The 18441-nt window shown below is 54.1% G+C and carries 14 protein-coding genes and 1 pseudogene; 12 read left to right on the top strand and 3 right to left on the bottom strand.

Annotated elements, in window-relative coordinates:
* Positions 1-36: 36 nt before the first annotated feature.
* The 11 genes and pseudogenes from AC6I7T_RS31550 (at position 37) to AC6I7T_RS31500 (ending at position 11833) form a co-directional block, all read left to right on the top strand.
* On the top strand, positions 37-3000 hold the full coding sequence (locus AC6I7T_RS31550; protein ID WP_497795449.1) for a sensor histidine kinase: 2964 nt from the start codon (positions 37-39) through the stop codon (positions 2998-3000).
* Positions 3001-3011: 11 nt separating this feature from the next.
* The gene (locus AC6I7T_RS31545) at positions 3012-3644 is read left to right on the top strand and encodes a response regulator (protein ID WP_497795448.1); all 633 of its coding nucleotides are present in this window, start codon (positions 3012-3014) and stop codon (positions 3642-3644) included.
* Between the two features lie 301 nt (positions 3645-3945).
* Positions 3946-4851, top strand: a complete 906-nt coding sequence (locus AC6I7T_RS31540) for a LytR/AlgR family response regulator transcription factor (RefSeq protein ID WP_497795446.1) — start codon at positions 3946-3948, stop codon at positions 4849-4851.
* 54 nt (positions 4852-4905) lie between these two features.
* Positions 4906-5931 carry a LuxR C-terminal-related transcriptional regulator gene (locus tag AC6I7T_RS31535; protein ID WP_497795445.1) on the top strand — a complete coding sequence of 342 codons (1026 nt, stop codon included), beginning with the start codon at positions 4906-4908 and terminating at the stop codon, positions 5929-5931.
* 318 nt (positions 5932-6249) lie between these two features.
* Positions 6250-7266 (top strand): aldo/keto reductase, encoded by a 1017-nt coding sequence (locus tag AC6I7T_RS31530; RefSeq protein ID WP_497795444.1) that lies wholly within the window; start codon positions 6250-6252, stop codon positions 7264-7266.
* Positions 7267-7279: 13 nt separating this feature from the next.
* Positions 7280-7705, top strand: coding sequence for an SRPBCC family protein (locus tag AC6I7T_RS31525; protein WP_497795443.1), 426 nt, complete (start codon positions 7280-7282; stop codon positions 7703-7705).
* Positions 7706-7756: 51 nt separating this feature from the next.
* Complete coding sequence (locus AC6I7T_RS31520) at positions 7757-8254, top strand: Dps family protein (RefSeq protein ID WP_497795442.1); 498 nt, start codon at positions 7757-7759, stop codon at positions 8252-8254.
* A gap of 244 nt (positions 8255-8498) precedes the next feature.
* The gene (locus AC6I7T_RS31515; protein WP_497795547.1) at positions 8499-8780 is read left to right on the top strand and encodes a tyrosine-type recombinase/integrase; all 282 of its coding nucleotides are present in this window, start codon (positions 8499-8501) and stop codon (positions 8778-8780) included.
* A gap of 500 nt (positions 8781-9280) precedes the next feature.
* Positions 9281-10165, top strand: a complete 885-nt coding sequence (locus AC6I7T_RS31510; RefSeq protein ID WP_497795440.1) for a tyrosine-type recombinase/integrase — start codon at positions 9281-9283, stop codon at positions 10163-10165.
* Positions 10166-10182: 17 nt separating this feature from the next.
* Positions 10183-11313: pseudogene (locus tag AC6I7T_RS31505) on the top strand (IS91 family transposase).
* Complete coding sequence (locus AC6I7T_RS31500) at positions 11282-11833, top strand: hypothetical protein (RefSeq protein ID WP_497795439.1); 552 nt, start codon at positions 11282-11284, stop codon at positions 11831-11833. Before AC6I7T_RS31505 ends, AC6I7T_RS31500 begins: the two are co-directional and overlap by 32 nt.
* A 105-nt stretch (positions 11834-11938) precedes the next feature.
* Here AC6I7T_RS31500 and AC6I7T_RS31495 read toward each other — a convergent pair whose 3' ends face one another.
* Positions 11939-12565: a TetR/AcrR family transcriptional regulator gene (locus tag AC6I7T_RS31495; protein WP_497795438.1), complete on the bottom strand. Its 627-nt coding sequence runs from the start codon at positions 12563-12565 to the stop codon at positions 11939-11941.
* A 343-nt stretch (positions 12566-12908) separates the two neighbouring features.
* Between AC6I7T_RS31495 and AC6I7T_RS31490 the strand changes: the two genes are divergently transcribed.
* Positions 12909-13670, top strand: a complete 762-nt coding sequence (locus AC6I7T_RS31490; RefSeq protein ID WP_497795436.1) for an SDR family oxidoreductase — start codon at positions 12909-12911, stop codon at positions 13668-13670.
* 510 nt (positions 13671-14180) lie between these two features.
* Here AC6I7T_RS31490 and AC6I7T_RS31485 read toward each other — a convergent pair.
* Both AC6I7T_RS31485 and AC6I7T_RS31480 read right to left on the bottom strand, forming a co-directional pair.
* A complete protein-coding gene (locus tag AC6I7T_RS31485; RefSeq protein ID WP_497795435.1) occupies positions 14181-17309 on the bottom strand; it encodes an efflux RND transporter permease subunit in 3129 nt (1042 codons plus the stop codon).
* Positions 17306-18394 (bottom strand): efflux RND transporter periplasmic adaptor subunit, encoded by a 1089-nt coding sequence (locus AC6I7T_RS31480; RefSeq protein WP_497795433.1) that lies wholly within the window; start codon positions 18392-18394, stop codon positions 17306-17308. The genes AC6I7T_RS31485 and AC6I7T_RS31480 overlap by 4 nt, the downstream gene beginning before the upstream one ends.
* Between the last annotated feature and the right edge of the window lie 47 nt (positions 18395-18441).

Here is an 18441-nt window from a genome sequence, read left to right as displayed (position 1 = left end):
GCGGGCATAGCACTTTCCCTGGCGTTTCGAATTTCGATGCCAGCCTTGGCACTGAGTGGCAATCGAACAATCGCACAGTACATACACAACACGTGGGGTGCCGATAAGGGTTATGCCGGCGGCACCGTCTACGCGATAGCTCAAACTCCCGATGGCTACCTCTGGTTGGGTACAGAACGTGGACTTGTTCGTTTCGACGGGTCCGAATTCACTCCGATCGATCTCCCCTTGTCAGATCGCAGATCAGTTGCAGTCCGAGGACTGGTGGAGGACACAGATGGAGATCTCTGGATCAGGCTCGATGGTCCACGGCTACTCAAATATCGAGATGGCGTGTTCGAAGATGCGGTACAGAGATTCGATATCCGCGAAGCATTCTTCACAGCAATGTCTCGGGATCAGAACGGTAAGCCGCTTCTGTGGGGTCCACAAAATAGAACTCTTCATTTTCTGAATGGCAATTTTCAACGAAAGTCCCCGCGGGACCGCATCGATGGCATAGTCATTTCCCTTCTTGACGGTCCCACCGGGGCATTATGGCTCGGCGCGCGAGATGCGGGCCTATACAAGATCGAGAACGGTGAGTTTACCAAGGTTCTCCCCGACACATTGCTACGCAGCGTGAATGCTCTGGCACCTTCGGAACAGGGTGGGGTATGGATAGGCTCGGAGAGCGGACTGCATCTATGGGAGCATAGTACCTCCCTTGATCTGAGCCTTCCTGACAGCCTGCATAAAGCACAGGTTTTTGCACTCCTGCGGGATCATAATCACAGCCTATGGGCAGGTACAGACGCTGGGCTTTACCGCATCGACCCCAAACGCAAAACAGTCACCGGGGTCTTCCGTAGTCAGGAGGACCCAGAAATCACTTCGATCTATGAAGATGACGATGGAAGCATTTGGTTTGCCGGATCACACGGCCTCGAACGCCTTCGTGACGGGATATTTACGTCGATCTCTTCCCGCGACACTTCGCTCAAAGAGATTGGTGGACCTGTCTTTGTAGACGATACTGGCCGCGCCTGGTTCGGACCGACATCCGGCGGGCTTTTCTGCCTTGAGAATGGTTCAGTCAAGCGCGTGGAGATTCCTGGTGATAACAATGATGTTGTTTATTCAATCGACGGCGTCAAAGGCGAACTGTGGCTGGGGCGACAGAGGGGTGGGCTTACTGAGCTGATACAGCGCACCAATGGGTGGTCATTTCGAACCTATACCAAAAAGAATGGACTAGCCCAGAATAGCGTTTACACGGTAACCCGCGCACGCGACGGAAGTGTCTGGGCAGGAACGGTGAGCGGAGGTATAAGTGTTCTGCGGAACGGGCTATTCACCACATATACCGTGAAGGAAGATCTCCCCTCAAACGCAATTTTTTCCTCTATGGAAGCTGGCGACGGGACAATGTGGTTTGCTTCGCCCGGTGGCCTAACACATTTCTCAGGCAACCATTGGCGCACATATGTCTTCCCGGAAAGCTACCCGCCACCCAATATCAGAACAGTGTTCGAGGACTCAAGCCATGTTTTATGGATTGGGACAACTCACGGTATCGCGCGATTCGATCATGGTCAAATTGAGGTGCCTCTTGGTCTACCGCACACATTAAGTGACGAGGTGCTAGGCATCGGGCAGGATGCTCAAGGTTTTCTGTGGATCTCCACCGCAGAACACGTCCTGCAAATCAACCGGACAAAGCTACTCGATGGAACTCTTAAAGAGAATGACGTGTTGAGCTATGGGGTCGATGATGGATTGAGCGAGACAAAGGGCGTGAGGCGGGATCGCTCACTCATCTCTGACTCCTCCGGACGTATCTGGCTATCGCTGCCACACTCACTCGCGGTCGCAGATCCAAGCGAAGCCGAAGGATATCATGGCGTTGTACGGGTACGGATTGAATCGGTGTTAGCAGAGACCACAGTTTCGGGTCCGCAACAAGGATTGAGTTTGTCACCAAATACCCGCAGCATCACCTTCCGCTACGCCGGAACGAGTTTGGCAGCGCCACAACGCACACAGTTCCGCTACCGCCTTGATGGCCTGGATCAAAAATGGAGCGATGATTCATCGTCACGGCAGGTGGTATACACTCACTTGTCTCCGGGAACTTATACATTTCGCATCATGGCATCGAATGCGCTCGGAATCTGGAATGGCCCTGAGAACGACGTGAAGTTCACCATACGGCCGGAATTCTGGCAGACTTGGTACTTCCAGGCGCTCGGAGTTTTGCTGGCCGCGGTCCTTACCATTGTGTTCTATCGAATTCGTTTGAGGCAGGTCACGGGTCAACTCAATAGACGATTTCAGGACCGACTCGCCGAGCGCACGCGAATTGCCCAAGACTTACACGATACTTTGTTACAGGGTGTCATAAGCGCCTCAATGCAACTCGACGTCGCCCAAGACGATCTTCCAGAAGATTCACCGACGAGGTACACGTTGCACCGCCTGCTGCAACAGATGCGACAGGTCACAGCGGAAGGCAGGGAGGCGTTACACGGCCTCCGCACAACTGATAGTTCCATAAATCTCGAGACTAAGTTCAGACGAATGACTGCCGAATTCGTTCCCGCTCAGGCTGCCGAAGACCTTGTGCATGTGCAAGGTTATCCACACCCTCTGAAAAGAGTCGTGTTCGATGAGGTGTATCGGATCGGACGGGAGGCCTACATCAACGCCATTGCTCATTCTTCGGCAAGCCGGATCGAGATACTGGTAGAGTATGGACCACATGTCTTTCGCCTGCGAGTGAGGGATGACGGTTGCGGGATCGATTCGGCAGTACTGAAACATGGTCGCGAAGGCCATTGGGGATTGGCGGGCATGAGAGAACGCGCTGAGGCAATTGGCGCAGACCTGGCAATCCGTACCCGTACCCCCGGGGGTACAGATGTGGAACTCCGAGTCCCGGCCGCAGTCGCTTATACGCGCGCAAACCGTCGCTGGATACGGTGGCCGTGGCGGTTCCGAAAGCATTATCCTAAGCGGTAGGAGGTCCCCTCGTGACCACGCAACCTGCGTCAATCCGAATCCTGTGCGTTGACGATCACCCGTTCATGCGTGAGGGTATCGCCGCTTACATCCGTAATGCGTCGGATATGGAATTGGTCGCGGAAGCTGTTAACGGACGAGAAGCATTAGAGCAGTTCCGCATTTTCCAACCGGACGTTACACTCATGGACCTCCGTCTACCCGATATCAGCGGCGTGGACGCATTACTGGCGATCCGGCGGGAGTTCGGGCATGCACGGATCATCATGTTGACTACATTCGACGGCGACGCTGACATTCGGCGTGCACTCGAAGCAGGTGCGCAGGCATATCTATTGAAGACCATGCCCCGCCCGGAACTCCTGGAGACGATTCGTAAAGTTCACAATGGCCAAAGGTATGTACCTCCGGAAGTGGCTGCACAACTTGCACAGCACCTCGGGCAGGCTCCCCTGAGTCGAAGAGAGATAGAAGTCCTTGAAAAAATTGCCCAGGGAAATCGTAATATCGATATCGCCTCGATGCTTTTCATCAGCGAGGAAACGGTAAAGGGGCATATAAAACACATTATGGAAAAACTGGGAGCCAATGATCGCACCGAAGCCGTCGCCATCGGTCTCCGTCGGGGCATCATAAAACTTTGATCGCCGATTGGTGAGTTCATCCGTTCCCGCCCCCCCCTCTTTCGTGTGATCTGAAAAGCCCTCGACTGTGCTACCTCAAAAACCCAGTTTAACGGGATCGTTTTCCCTCGCTCGAAAGCGCATGGTAGTTCTCGTCGGATATCGAATCCTGGATGCCGCTGGATGTAAGGTTGAAAGTTATTCGGCGATGCTGTCGCTCAAGCTTTGGTCTTGTACCAGTTCCGTGCCAAATGGATTGGCTCGGATGAGCCAGGTTCAGATTCGGTAAGCCGGCATCACTTCACGGGGCGGGTTAAAACGTATGCTTTCACTTTCAAACGCTATCGCGTCAACTGCCGGAGGCGTTCGGGAAACTTGGAGAGCTTATCGCCAAATACCTGGCCGGCTCGGGTCCGATCACTCGCTGCCCACCCGTAAGTCGGGGATGCAAGAGATGAAGATCCGCCTGCTTCTGGCCGATGCCGACTCGACTGCAATAGCGACTGTCCGCGCGCGGCTTCTCGCGCACCACGATTTTGAAATGGTCGCTCAAACGTCATCCGGCGAAGATGCACTCCGGAAACTCCGCACTCTCCAACCTCATGTAATTTTTATCGATGTAGCATTGTTGGAAGCTTCCGATCTCGACATTGCAGAGCTACAGTGTAAGCCGGTAAGACCTATTGTTGTCTTCCTTACAGAGCACGCCCATTATGCCGTTCAAGAATTCGATTTGGGAGTTGCCGATTATCTGCTGAAGCCATTCAATGCCGATCGCTTCGATGTAAGGTTGAATCGAGTACGAGAACAGATTGCCCTTCGACGTGTGACAGAGAGTACAGCTCAACAGGAATCCTCGACGATGGCTCACTCGTACGACTACCAATTCAGCATGGGACGCATCACTACCACGGACCGAAGACGGACACACGTCATCGAAGTAAGCGAAATTGAATGGATCGCGGCTGCTGGCGACTACACCGAACTTCATGTCTATGGAGCCACCCACCTCTTGAGGGAGCCGCTTTCCATTTTGTTGAACAGATTGCCGGCACAAACGTTTTGCCGCATTCACAGGTCATTCGCCGTCAACCTTAGCAAAGTCTCGGGATTCAAAACGCTCCGCAACCAGGATCTTCTAGTGAAACTGAAGAATCGAACGGCCCTTCGTGCAAGTCGCACTTTCAGTGACAGATTAAAGAGCGCCATCAGCCAACGATGCGCGTAACAGCGACGGATTTCTTAAAACCAATCGTCTATTTGGAACATCAGGGAGGTCGCCGTGCCGAGATCCTATGAGGCTATTACGCTCAAAGATGTGCAGTGTATGCTATCAGCCGCTGAGGTCAAAGCCGCCAGCTTGGGAATCGCCTACAACATCGCCGTAGTCGACACTGGAGGTCATCTCGTGGCCTTCGTGCGCCAGGACGGTTCGCTCATTGGCAGCATTGACCTCGCCATTGACAAGGCGGTAACCGCCAGGCACTTCCGGGTTCATTCCCTCGACCCTGATGACAAACGTCATTCCCCTTCTCAGGCAAAGATGCTCTCAGACACGCTACACATGCATATATCAGCAGCAAACCGATCGGCAAATTGGATTGGGGCCAGCACCCGCGACCTATCGCGAGTTGCGTACATCGTCACCGATGACGAGAGCCTGGGCCAAGAAGCTAGCGCGGTCATCGAATCCCAGGGAACTCGTGCCTATTGGCTCAAATCGGCGTCCGAATTTCTTGCCTGCAAACGTCCTGAGGTTGCCAGCTGTCTGCTCATCAGTCTCCGGCTGTCGGATATGTCCGGGCTTGATCTTCAACGCATGCTTGGCGCGGTCGCCCCGCCGATCGTTTTTCTTTCGGATGATGGTGACATTCCTTCTTGCGTGCGGGCGATCAAGGAAGGCGCTCATGACTTCCTTACGCTGCCCTTCAGCAGCTCCCATTTGCTGGAGGTAATGGAAGAGGCGTTCAGAAGAGATCAAGCGACCCTTGCCCTGCGCCGAGAGGACGAAGATTTGAAAAACCGTTGGCGGTCGCTCACCTCCCGGGAGGCGGAAGTCATGCGCTACGTCGTGGCAGGTTTTCTTAACAAGCAAACAGCATACGAACTAAGAATTACGGAGAACACTGTCCAGGTGCATCGTGGGCGTGTTATGCGAAAGATGCGCGCAGATTCGTTCGCCTCACTAGTTCGCATGTCACTGAGGCTCGCCGATCATGGTGAATATGGGCTTTTGGACACGCCGGTGGAAAGGCACTACAAGCATCCGTCTGCATTCGTCAGCGATGGATTACGGATAGCGGGCTAGTGGAAGGGTTGACTATGCATAAAGAAGACCAATACGTCGTGACGCCATCCGGACGGCAGATACCATGACAATCGCAGGCTTCGATGCTTCTCTTGAAAGGTAGCGGAAGCGTAGTTGCGATCCGTTGCTGTGATGGCGGGAAGTCCTCGCAAGCGTTTTCCCCAGGCCGGTCCCGCTGGATTCAACATTTATGGAATTGCGAACGATACATGATCCCGTCAATATTACTGCGTACACTGCAGCCGCTCGCGGCGGGCCACCTCACTCTCCAATGATCCGATATGCCTGCAGGACGAAGCGCCGACGATGGGAGAACTTATGGGTGTCAGAGAGTATCTATTGAATGGACCGCTGGGATTCGGGGCGGCACCGCTCGGTAACATGTTCCGCAACATCCCGGATGTTGAAGCCGCTGCAACCGTTGACACAGCCTGGTCGGAAGGCGTCCGCTACTTCGACACAGCGCCGTTTTATGGCGGGGGCCTCTCTGAAATTCGCCTCGGAAACCAGCTCTCGAAACACAAGCGCAACGAATATCGCTTGAGCAGCAAAGTGGGGCGCATCATCCTCGACGAGGTTGTAGCAGGTTCGCAATTCTTCGGCGAAAAAGGCGAACTCTTCAAACACGGCCGTCCGAATAAGATCGTGTACGATTACACCGAAACCGGCGCCATGAAGTCGATCGAGGACAGCCTTAAGCGTCTCGGTGTAGATTACCTGGATTTCGTCTGGATCCACGACATCGCGCGTGATTTCCACGGCGATTCATGGATTGCGCAGTTCGAAATTGCCCACCACGGCGCAATGGTCGCGCTGACGAAGCTCCGCGATCAGAAGATGATCAAGGCCTGGGGACTTGGTGTCAATCGCGTGGAGCCCTGCGAAGCGACTATCGAGATGACAGAGACTCATCCTGATGCTTTTCTTCTTGCCGGCCGCTACACTCTTCTCGATCACGAGAAAGCACTTCAGCGGTTGATGCCGGCGTGCGAAGCCAAAAAGGTTGACGTCGTTGTTGGAGGTCCCTACAGTTCCGGTGTCCTCGCTGGTGGAGCCCATTTTGAGTATGCTCCTGCCTCCTCTGAGATTTTGGCAAAGGTGCAGAAGATCAAGACCCTTTGCGAGCGATATGCGATTTCAATCAAAGCAGCAGCCTTGCAATTTTCGCTTGCGCATCCGGCGTCCGCAGCGATTATTCCGGGAGCAAGCAGACCTGAACGCATCTCCGAAGACCATACCGCACTCAGTACCTTCGTGCCCAATGACTTTTGGCAGGACTTGCGTAAGCAAGCTCTTGTTTCACCGAACGCTCCTCTTCCAATCGATCGCAAATAGGGAGGATTTTTTTATGGCCTCGGCAAAGGCAACCATCAACCTTAATGTTTCCGCGGACGAGGTATGGGAGTTGATTGGAGGTTTTGGCTCCCTGCCAGACTGGATGCCCGCCTTCATCCCCAAGAGCACTCTGTCGAACGGGGGACGCATTCGTCATCTCGTGACCGCTGATGGGCAGAGTATCATCGAACGGCTGGAGCGATTTGATCGCTTTGGGCGAACCTACAGTTACTCGATCCTGCAGGCTACTTTCCCGGTGACCGATTACTTGGCCAGGATAAGCGCGACTCCGGTGGATGGCAGCAAAGAGTGCCAAGTCGAGTGGGCCGGGACTTTCACGCCAAACGGAGTAAGCGATGAGGAGGCTCACAATCTGTTCCAAGGCATCTTCATAGGGGGCCTGGAAGAATTAGCTTCCAAGTATGCCGTCAGACATTAGCAATTAGCACAATCACTAGGAGCTAACAATATGACAAAATCACAATAAGAGTTGGCCGCCCGCAGAGTCGCAGCCCATTCTGCCCATACCGACCTTGCACCGGATTCCGTTGCACAAATCTCCGGAGCACTCACCATCCTTCTCGCAGATGTCTTCGCTCTGTACGTCAAAACGAAAAACTTCCATTGGCATATGAGCGGCCCGCATTTCCGCGACTATCACTTGCTTCTCGATGAGCATGGGGATCAACTATTCGGAATGACCGATGAGATCGCCGAGCGCGTCCGAAAGATTGGCGGCACGACGCTGCAGTCCATCGGACATATTGCGCGTCTCAAGAGGATCGATGACAACGACGCCGATTACGTCACTCCGCAGGATATGCTTAGCGAATTGTGGGAAGACAACAAAGCACTCGCCCTGAGCATGCGCAGCCTTCACGAACTCTGTGATCAGGCCGGCGACCTCGCGTCCGCGAGTCTCCTCGAAAACTGGATCGACGAAGCCCAGAGAAGGTCATGGTTCTTGTACGAGACAAGCCGCGGTTAACCAGGCTCCCGTTTCATCAAGCGCGCTAGTTATACGCAGTTCCATATCCAGCAAGCAAACGAAACTCTCGGCCGTTCAAGTGCTTTATAGGATCGATCTTCTTTCCTGATCTTCGATTGCGGGAATACTGGAGCATTTTCGCTTTTAGCGTAGACCGAACAGCGGAGGTATTCGTGGCTTTTGTCAAGAAAAACCACACTTCGCAAATGTTGATTGGTTCATAGTAGAAGCGAAAATGCTTTAGCTGGGAATTCAGAAGCGGGTTTCGTGGCACACTTTTCCCCATACTTACTCGACTTTGCTCAAGGCGAACGGTGAAGATATGAAGGTAGTCCAGGAGCTGCTGCGCCATGCATCCATACGAATCACTATGGATGTCTATACTCAGGCGCAGATGCCGGCGAAGAGGAAGGCGCAACAGAAAGTCGTAGAGATGGTGCGGCCGGAATTTCGTCCGCAAATCGCTGAAAAGGGGCTTAACTGCTCCCCCAAAAGCTCCCGGGCGAAAACAGGGGGCTTCTGCTAAGTGACTGAAAACATTTGGCGTCCCCGACGGGATTCGAACCCGTGTTATCGCCGTGAAAGCCGTGACCCAATACGCAACACCAACGAACTGCTGAGAATCGGAATGCATCGGAAAAAATCCCAGCAATCGCAACGAACAGCTTATCTGCTCCTCAAGTGCCACCGAGTCGACAATATGATCTAGCAAACCTGTTTAGAACGAGGTCCAAAGAACCAAAACATCAGCGTGGCCGGAGTTATAGTTATAAAGCCTGTCTTGCAGCAACTTGATCAAGCTTTTGAAATGACGCCCAGATCTGAGTGTCCAGCTAACCTCAGTTTGCGCTCTGCTGGAACATAGTTCAGAAAGCAACATGGTCGGAAGCTCTTGTGCTCAATCTCGCTAGATCTCCCCGAAGAGGACTTGAACGAAGCCGCTAGGCGGCGGACGCTTACGCGTGTTGAGGAACCTGCATGAGTGACTGAAGGCGTAGTTTTGTCGCAGAGAAGGAGGACCTCTCTGTGACTCGTCTACGACAGCTCATGATTGAGGAGTTGCGTCGTCGCAACTACGCTGAAACAACCATCAGTACCTATCTTCATGCGGTGGAGCACTTCAGTCAGTATTTCCGTTGCCGCCCTGATCAATTGGGTCGGGAACATATTCGCCAGTACCAAGCGATGTTGTTCAGCAAGTTGAAGTTCAGTCCGAACACTGTTAGTCAGAGGCTAGCCGCGCTACGGTTCTTGTATATCAAGGTACTTAAGCGGAACTGGAGCATCGCCGAGACACCTTATCCTAAAAAGGTAGTCCGGTTGCCGGAGATCCTCAGTCAGGAAGAAGTCGCCCGCCTGATTGATGCGGCCGCGCCTCCCTTTTATCGCATTCTCTTGATGACGCTCTATGGTACTGGAGTACGGCGTTCGGAACTGACCCATCTGAAGATCAGCGATATCGATAGCCGGCGGATGGTGATTCATGTTCATGGCGGCAAGGGCAACCGCGACCGCGACGTGATGCTAAGCCAAAAGCTGCTGGAGGAACTTCGCTGCTATTGGCGTGGGCTTCGGCGCAAACCGACAGAGTGGTTATTCCCTGGCAATTGCCACCACACCGGAAGCCGCCCCATCTCGGTCAGGATTGTCTGGAGGGCATGTCATCGGGCTGCCCAGCGGGCTGGCCTGGGGCACAAGAATATCCACCCGCACACGCTCAGGCACTGCTTTGCTACTCACTTGCTAGAAGCCGGGACCGACCTGCGTACCATTCAGATGTTGCTCGGACACCACGATCTAGAGGAGACGACCATCTATCTGCATTTGTCCAGCCAACATCTCCATGCCACGACCAGTCCTTTAGATGCGCTTACTCTGCGCCAATCGGGAGGGCAAACCCCGCGCGCATAAATCGGCCGCCTCTGGAGTTGGCTGATATTATTCGTAGCGCAGGAGCCTCCTTCCTGGAACAGAGCCGGCACTGGATTGGCTGGCAACATCAAAAGGTTCTGCTGGCGATTCATCGATGCCGTACGGCATCGCTTGGCGCTCACCGGGACCGTTGCTCAGGCTGCGGCAACATCGCCATCTCCTACAACTCGTGCGGTAACCGGCATTGTCCCAAGTGTCAGGGCAACGCCCGCCTGCGCTGGCTTCAGGCGCGGCAAGAGGAACTATTGCCAACGCGCTATGTGCATGCCGTCTTTACCTTACCTCGCGAACTGGCCCCGCTTGCCCTGCAGAATAAGAAGACCGTTTTCAACCTGCTATTTCACTCCAGTGCAGAAACGCTCCTGGAGATTGCCCGAGATCCTCGTCATCTGGGAGCCGAGATTGGTTTCTTCAGTGTCTTGCATACCTGGAACCAACGATTGTTATTTCATCCTCATGTCCATTGCATCCTGTCGGCTGGCGGGCTAACTCCGGATCACACCCGCTGGATCAACTCCCAACGTGCCTTCTTCCTTCCCTTAAAGTACTCAGTCGCGTCTTTCGAGGTAAGTTTGTCGCCGGACTGAAGAACTGCTTTTCATACAGACAAGCTGCAGTTTCACGGCCACCTCCAGTTTTTGGCTGAACCACGTGCCTTCGACTCCTGGCTGCGAACCCTTTTCCGACACGACTGGATCGTCTATTCCAAGCGCCCCTTTGGAGGCCCACAGCACGCCTTACGCTATCTGGGCGCTTATACCCATCGTGTCGCTATCTCCAATCACAGACTCGTAGCACTAGCAAATGGCAAGGTCACCTTTCGTTGGAGAGACTCCGCGCATGGCAACCAGAAACGGCTCATGAGCTTGCCGGTTGCAGAGTTCCTACGGCGCTTCCTGCTCCATATACTACCCAGCGGATTCGTACGCATTCGTAACTTCGGCTTCCTGGCTAATCGTCGGCGAGCCAGCTTGCTTCCCATCTGTCTCAGACTGCTACTTCTGTCTGCAAGCACCGCGCTTCAAACAACGCCGTCCGCAGAGAAAAAGTCTTCTTCCCTCTGGCGTTGCCCGCTCTGTGACGCGGATGCAGAAGGTGCTCGCTTCCGTCATTCGGAAGACTGCTGATGCCACTTCGATGGATGTCACCCGAGACACCATGGAAGTGCTTCGGCAGGAGGCGTCATTGAGGAGGCAGATCGGGTTCGACTTAACCTTGCTACGTTCCCTTGACGATAGCATCGAATACGATGTGGGCGCAGACCGACGTTCACAGGCAGAGATGAGCGATTTGATCATTCAAGCGTCGCTTTCGGCGGCTGCTCTTGCCTGGAGTCAGGTGCTCTACGTCCGCGATGCCACAGAAGATCCAGCAAGTCGGTGCAAAGTGCGTCCAGACATAAGGGCAGCCATCGTGTGCGAATTGCAAGTCCTGGCGACGGCGGTCGATGAAGACCTGGAGGCTCCAACCAAACTGCCTCCATCGAATCTCACGCCGTTCCACGCGGCCGACGACTTGGGCGATTACGAGCGCATGATGATTTCGCGCGCGGGAACTGTGCGATCCTTGGTCACTGCATTGGTTGCAAGACGAGCGCACGATTGGGCCGAGGATGTGGCGCGAGGTGAAGCATGTGATACTCCTTAGGTCTTGTAGCGCCGCCACAAAGAACGCTCTGCCTTAGGCTGAGTTCTTGATGTCGCATCATACATTTTGCCTGCAACGATTGATCGCTCTCCCGTTGTGAGCAACCTATTTCGATGCCGGTCGAGCTTTCCTTCGAACTGGACGTTGCGTGACTGCGACTCCTCGCTGCTCTGACGGTTTGCTGAGGGTAACGAGTTCTTCCCGCAGAGTAGCGATAATCTCACGAGAGAGCGACTTGTCACTAACTGCACGGGCTAGGGTTATTCCTCCGAGAGCTGCACTGAAGATCAGTATCGCTCGTGCACGCCGCGACTGTGCATCGCCATCATTCAGATGGTCCGCGTAATAGCCGAAACCATGCTTGACGCGTTCGGTGAACACCGCTCTTACACCTGTGCTCGCATGTCGAACATCTCCTGCAACTGCAGTGATCGCGCAACCGTTCCCGGGATGAGCACAGTGTTCCTCGCTTACGAACGAGCTCAACAGTGCCTGCAGGTCTTCGGATTGTTGCTCTAACTTGTCCAGATCTCGAAATGCTTCGCCAAGCGCCTCGATGACCAGATCATCCCGGGATGCAAAGTGCTTATAGAAGCCTCCAGCGGTCGCCCCGATCTCTTTCATTAACTCATCAATGCCAACGCCTTCTAGGCCGCGCTCCCGAAAACGCTTAGCTGCAATCGAGACGATCTTGGAATGAGTGTCTGCTTTCTCTGCTTTCGACTTTCTCATCGATACTCCTTCGGTTCCTGCTCAATAGGTGAGCTCCTGACAATTAGAGCACAGGGTCCATCGAGCTGATTCAGGATGCCAAGAATCCAAATTGTGCAACAGCCAGACAAGACTCAACCTCGCTTCCTATGGATACTGAGCACAGTGGACGGGCTCATGTTCCTTTAGAGGGAGATCTTGTGGACCATATGCGGCTGTCAAGCTCAATCGCGGCCACGCTGAGAAAGCGTCGCAGCCACTGTTTCTGTGCAGTTTTTTGCATCATTAAGATTACGATCATACTCTATATGAATGGGATTTGGGCTGCTGATCGGCGCCCTCAAGGAATGGACTAGGAGGAAGTATGAAATTGACGGGTAACACAATCTTGGTGACTGGCGGCGGATCCGGAATCGGCCGTGGCTTAGCCGAAGGGTTCCATAAACTGGGGAATAAGGTCATTGTCGCAGGTCGTCGCAAGGCAAATCTGTCGGACGTGATTCAGGCGAATCCGGGGATGGATTCTGTGGAGTTGGATGTTAGAGATCCCGACAGCATTGCAAGTGTCACAAAAGCCCTTACTCAGAAGTATCCCCAGCTCAATGTGCTCCTGAACAACGCTGGCCTGATGCTGATTGACGATGTCTCGAAGCCGATTGATGAGAGCATTCTTATTTCTCAATACGAGACGAATGTCTACGGCACGATCCGCATGACCAGCGCTCTCATTGAGCATTTCAAAGCACAACCTTATGCCGTAGTGCTGAATAACTCGTCGATCCAGGCGTTCTCGCCGCTAGCGTTTACAGGACTGTACAGCACGACCAAAGCAGCTCTCCACGCCTACTCGATGGTGCTTCGCTATATGCTGAAGGGGACTTCCGTGAAGGTTCAGGAACTTGCTCCGCCCTGGGTGGGAACGGATCTCTTGGATAGCAGCAAGGACCCGCGTTCAATGCCGCTACCGCAGTTTGTCGAGCAGACGATGGAAAAGCTCGCAACTGACGACCATGAAGTTCTGGTAGAAGCAGCTAAGCCTTTCCGGGGATCGTGGGGCGCTGAGGAAGATGCCACCTTCAACGGGATGAATGATTGGTTCAAGACCGAGGTCTTTAAGCTGGGATAACAAGATGGCTGCTTTCGCATGCTGCCAGCCGCTCCTTCACGGGAGCGGTTGACCGTTTTGGATCCCCGAATAAACCGACATGGAGAACCCAGATGCGAGTCTAAATGGCGGCGTCTGTCAGCCTGAGCATGCAAGTACTACCAGGCATTTCGGACGAACGCGTCAGCGCGGGGATTTGGCCAGTGTCGCTTGGCCCAAATGGTATGCCATGTGAGCGGTTCGGTTCACCCTCACGGTGAACCGATTTCTTGTGGGATCAGCCGCGAACTCTTCGTTGGAGGCGCCGGTGTGGGATTCGAGCCATTCCTTGAGCGTTCACTGGGTGAATGCATTCCATAACGCCAGATGAATCTTGCCTGACGCTTCCTTAATCTGCGCGCCCGAATAAATATCAGGCATAGCACGATCAAGGTTCGATAGAAACGTATCTCGTTCAGCTTCCAAACTCTCAGCGCGCTTCGGATGAGTTGTTCTTTATTCGTCATTCTTTTTCACCCTTCCGAGAGATATCTACTGCGCGACCAGATTGGAAACGGGTCGCTCGATTGGCCGAATGCCATACCAGATGGAGTAGAACGTCGGTAGGAACACTAGGGTGAGAACTGTTCCAACCGCCGTTCCGCCGATCAGGGTGTATGCCAGCGATCCCCAGAATGGAGAGAAGGTCAACGGAATAAAGGCGAGAACCGCAGCAAGCGCAGTTAGGACAACCGGACGGGAACGCTGCACCGTTGCCTCTACGAGCGCATGGAATGGATCGAGGCCTTCGTCTCTGTTGGTCTTGATCTGTCCAATCAGGATCAGAGTGTTCCTCATCAGAATTCCTCCGAGCGCAACCAAGCCGATGATCGCGTTGAACCCAAATGGAACATGGAAGACGAGGAGCATCGGAACGACACCAACCAATCCCAGTGGAGCGGTCAATAGCGTCATCGCCAACGCCGGTAATGAGCGAACCTGAAAGATGATGACTACAAGCATGCAGACGATCATCATCGGGAAGACGGCAGCAAGAGCGGTGTTGGCCTTCTGTGAATCTTCGACTCCTGCTCCCTCCTCAACTTTGTAGCCGTATGGCAAGGAGTCGCTGACGGGTCTAAACGACTTCGCCAACTCGGCAGACACGTCCGGGGGCTGAAGGGCATCGTCAACATCGGATTGCACGGTGATCGTGGGGAGCCGGTCGCGACGCTTCAAGATGGGATCTTCTGGACGAACTTCCACGGTTCCAACCTGGCTGAGTGGAATGGCTCGACCATCGCTGCTCTGAAGAGTCATATTCATAAGCCTGGTTGGATCGAGCCGGTTCTCTCCCGCTGTTCTCGCGATTACATCGACGGCGCGGATGTCTTCTCGAACCTGGGTAACTGTCACGCCCGTGGTGAGAAACTGGATCTGCTGCCCGGCCATCGCAGGCGTCAGTCCGAGCAAGCGCAACCGATTCTGATCGAGAACAAAGTGAATGGTCGGAGCACGCTCATTCCAGTCCAGGTTTACCTGTCTCGTATGCGGATTGGCTTTCGCTAGCTTGAGAAGCTTCTCTGAGATCTCGCGAACCTTCGCCAAATCCGGCCCGCTTACACGGAATGCCACAGGCCATGGAGAATATGGCCCGAAGACAAAGCGCGCTGCACGCACTCTGGCTTCTGGAACCATACCCGCAGCGAGTTGCTGTCGTAACCTCGTCAGGAGTTGCATTTGTGCTTTTTCGTCGGGAGTCGAAATGATTAACTTGGCAAAATTGGGATCCGGAAGTTCGGGGTTGTAGGCAAGATAGAACCGTGGTGCGCCACCTCCCGTGTAGGAGGTCACGGTCGTCGCTTCCTTCTGCTTCTTTAACCATTCCTCGAGCTTCTTAACCGAGCCCTCAGTCGCTTCAATACTCGTACCTTGAGGAAGAGTGACGTCCACCAGAATCTCCGTCCGGTCCGAGTTTGGAAAGAATTGTTTTTGGAGAAACTTCATCCCGAGAACGCTGGTCACGAACAGTGCTACAACGGCGCCTGCGACTAGGAACTTATGTTCAACCGCCGCGACAACCAGACTGCGGAACCTTCGGTAATTGGGTGTTTCATAAATCTCCGCATATCCTCCCTCCATTCGATGAATGTTGGGTAGCATCTTAACCCCGAGAAATGGCGTAAACGTGACCGCAACAACCCAAGAGATGAGGAGAGCGATGAAGACCACCCAGAAGAGATTGCGAACATACTCACCAGGACTCGATTGCGCAAATCCGATTGGCATCAGACCGATAATTGTGACGAGGGTGCCGGAGAGCATCGGGGCTGCTGTATGGTTCCAGGCATAGCTTGCAGCCTTGACTCGGTCCCACCCCTCCTCCATCTTTACAACCATTGTCTCAATCGCGATGATGGCATCGTCGACCAACAAGCCAAGGCCTAGGATGAGCGCTCCGAGCGAAATCCGATCGAGGTTAATGCCCGCGCCGAGCATCGCGACCAGGGTTGCCGATAGCGTTAGAGGAACAGCGGCCGCAACGACGAGACCAACTCTCCATCCGAGGCTCACGAGACTGACAAGCATGACCACCGACAGCGCGACAAAGAACTTGAGTTGGAATTCATCGACTGCGTTCTTGATCACCTGAGACTGATCGATCACCTTGACGAAAGTGATACCAGCCGGCAGGTTCGTCTCCAGGCGCTTTTGTTCTTCTTCCAACGACTTTCCGAGGGCGAGGCCGTTGTAATGATCCTTCATCACAACATCGAGCATCATCGCGGGATCACCATTGTGATGAACTACGAATTGTGCGGGGTCTTCATAGCCGCGGTAGACATTTGCAATATCTAAGAGCTTGAAGGTCCGTCCCTTCGAGGCGACCGGTGTCTCTTGAATCTTCTTCAGATCATCCAGAGCCCCATCAAGCCGGATGTATACCTGTTGGTTTCTGGTATTGATCGAACCTGCAGGAGTGACCGCGTTCTGTTTGACGAGAGCAGCAAAAATGTCCTCCGCACGAATGCCTAACGTGGCGATCCTGTCATAGGAAAATTCGACGAATATGCGCTCGGGTTGCTCCCCAAGGATATTCACCTTCTTGACTCCGGGAACATGCAGCAGGTCTTGCCGCAGCGACTCCGCCTCTCTCGTCAGCTGGCGAAGGGGCATATTCTTTGACTTGACTGCATATACGGAGAAGATGACATCGGTATATTCGTCGTTAAGGACCGGTGGGAATACACCTTGCGGTAACCGTGACGCTTCATCCTGTATCTTCTTTCGGCCCTGGTAAAACTCCTCCTGTACCAGTTCCGGAGGCGTGTAATCCTGCAGAGTGACGGTGAGGAATGCGAGCCCAGGACGAGTGAACGTGTCCACATGGTAGTAGTAGGTCAGCTCTTGCATCCGCTTCTCAAGAGGCTCGGCTACCAGATCCTGCATTTCCTGCGCCGTTGCTCCAGGCCATGCCACGGCAACGGTAAAGACCTTGACTGTGAAGACGGGATCTTCAGCTCGTCCAAGTCTTAAATAGGCGACGATTCCGGCAATAATGACTGCAAGTAGGAAGAATGTTGTGACGGATCTTTCTCGTACAGCAAGAGCAGAAAGATTGAATCCCTTCTGGCTCTCCGGGCTCTCGATCTTCGGAGTTTCAACGTTAAATTTACTCATCGCGCTGCTACCTCACTCCGCTGTACGCGCACTCGTTCGCCCTCGCTTAGGAGATGTGCTCCGAGCGCAACGATGAGATCTCCGGAGCGGGCGGCATTGTCGATGTAAGTGCTCTCTTCATCCATTCGCACAACGGTGACTGGGTGAAACGAGACGGTCGAATTGCTTCTATTCACGATCCAGATGCCTGGTCCATTTCCCCGGTCCGTGACAGCGGAATTCGGCACAGCAACCGTATTCACGGGAGTGCTCGCCGGAAGCTGAACTGTCACCGTGGCGCCGAGCGGGGCCTTCGCACCAGCGCCGCCGAGCACATAACGTGCTTCGAACGTGCGTGTAGCGCTGTCTGCCGCATCAGAGAGTTGTCTAAGGTACGCTGTAACCAATTCTTTGGAGCCATAGAGTTCGGCTCGGACACTAGACCCGAGTTTGGGACGAACCGTTTCCGGTAGATAAACGGCAGCTTCTCGCGGCCCAGCATGAGCCAGCTTGATGACGGTCTGTCCTGCAGCAACCACCTGTCCTGGTTCCGCAAGAGTATCGACCACAACTCCATCCGAATCTGCTAGCAGAACGGAGTAGTCTCCCTGATCATTGGCGATACGCCCTTGCGCTTCCGCTGCCTGAAGTTCGGCACGCGCAGCGTCGGCTGCGGCTTTGACTTGGTCGTATGTTGACGCCGAAACGGCACCGGTTGCAACGAGGGGGCGGTAGCGGGCTTCGTCGGCTGCGGTTTGGTCTGCCTTCGCCTTCGCGGCTCGAACGATCTGCTCCTGATTGGTAATCGCGTGCGCGAAGTCAGTTATGTCCATCTTCATGAGCGGCTGGCCAGCATGTACGGTCTGTCCCACGTCGACGAGCCGGCGCGTGATCATGCCCTGGACACGGAACCCCAGGTCGCTCTCGACGCGTGCTGTCACAATCCCCGTGAACGCCTGATAACCTCCAGTCGGCGCATCGAGCGTTGTTGTTCGTACCAATACCGGTTGCGTCCTGGGGTCATCTTCGGCGTGCTTGGAGCACCCAATGAGGCCAAGCAGCGTGATTGCTGCGCAGATTCCAGTCTTCACCACGTTGTTCGTCATTTTGTGTGTTCACTCCTCGCCGTTCTTGTTACGCTGCGGTGTTATAG

Source organism: Humiphilus diazotrophicus (assembly GCF_059726315.1).
This window is presented reverse-complemented; position numbering and strand designations above follow the sequence as displayed.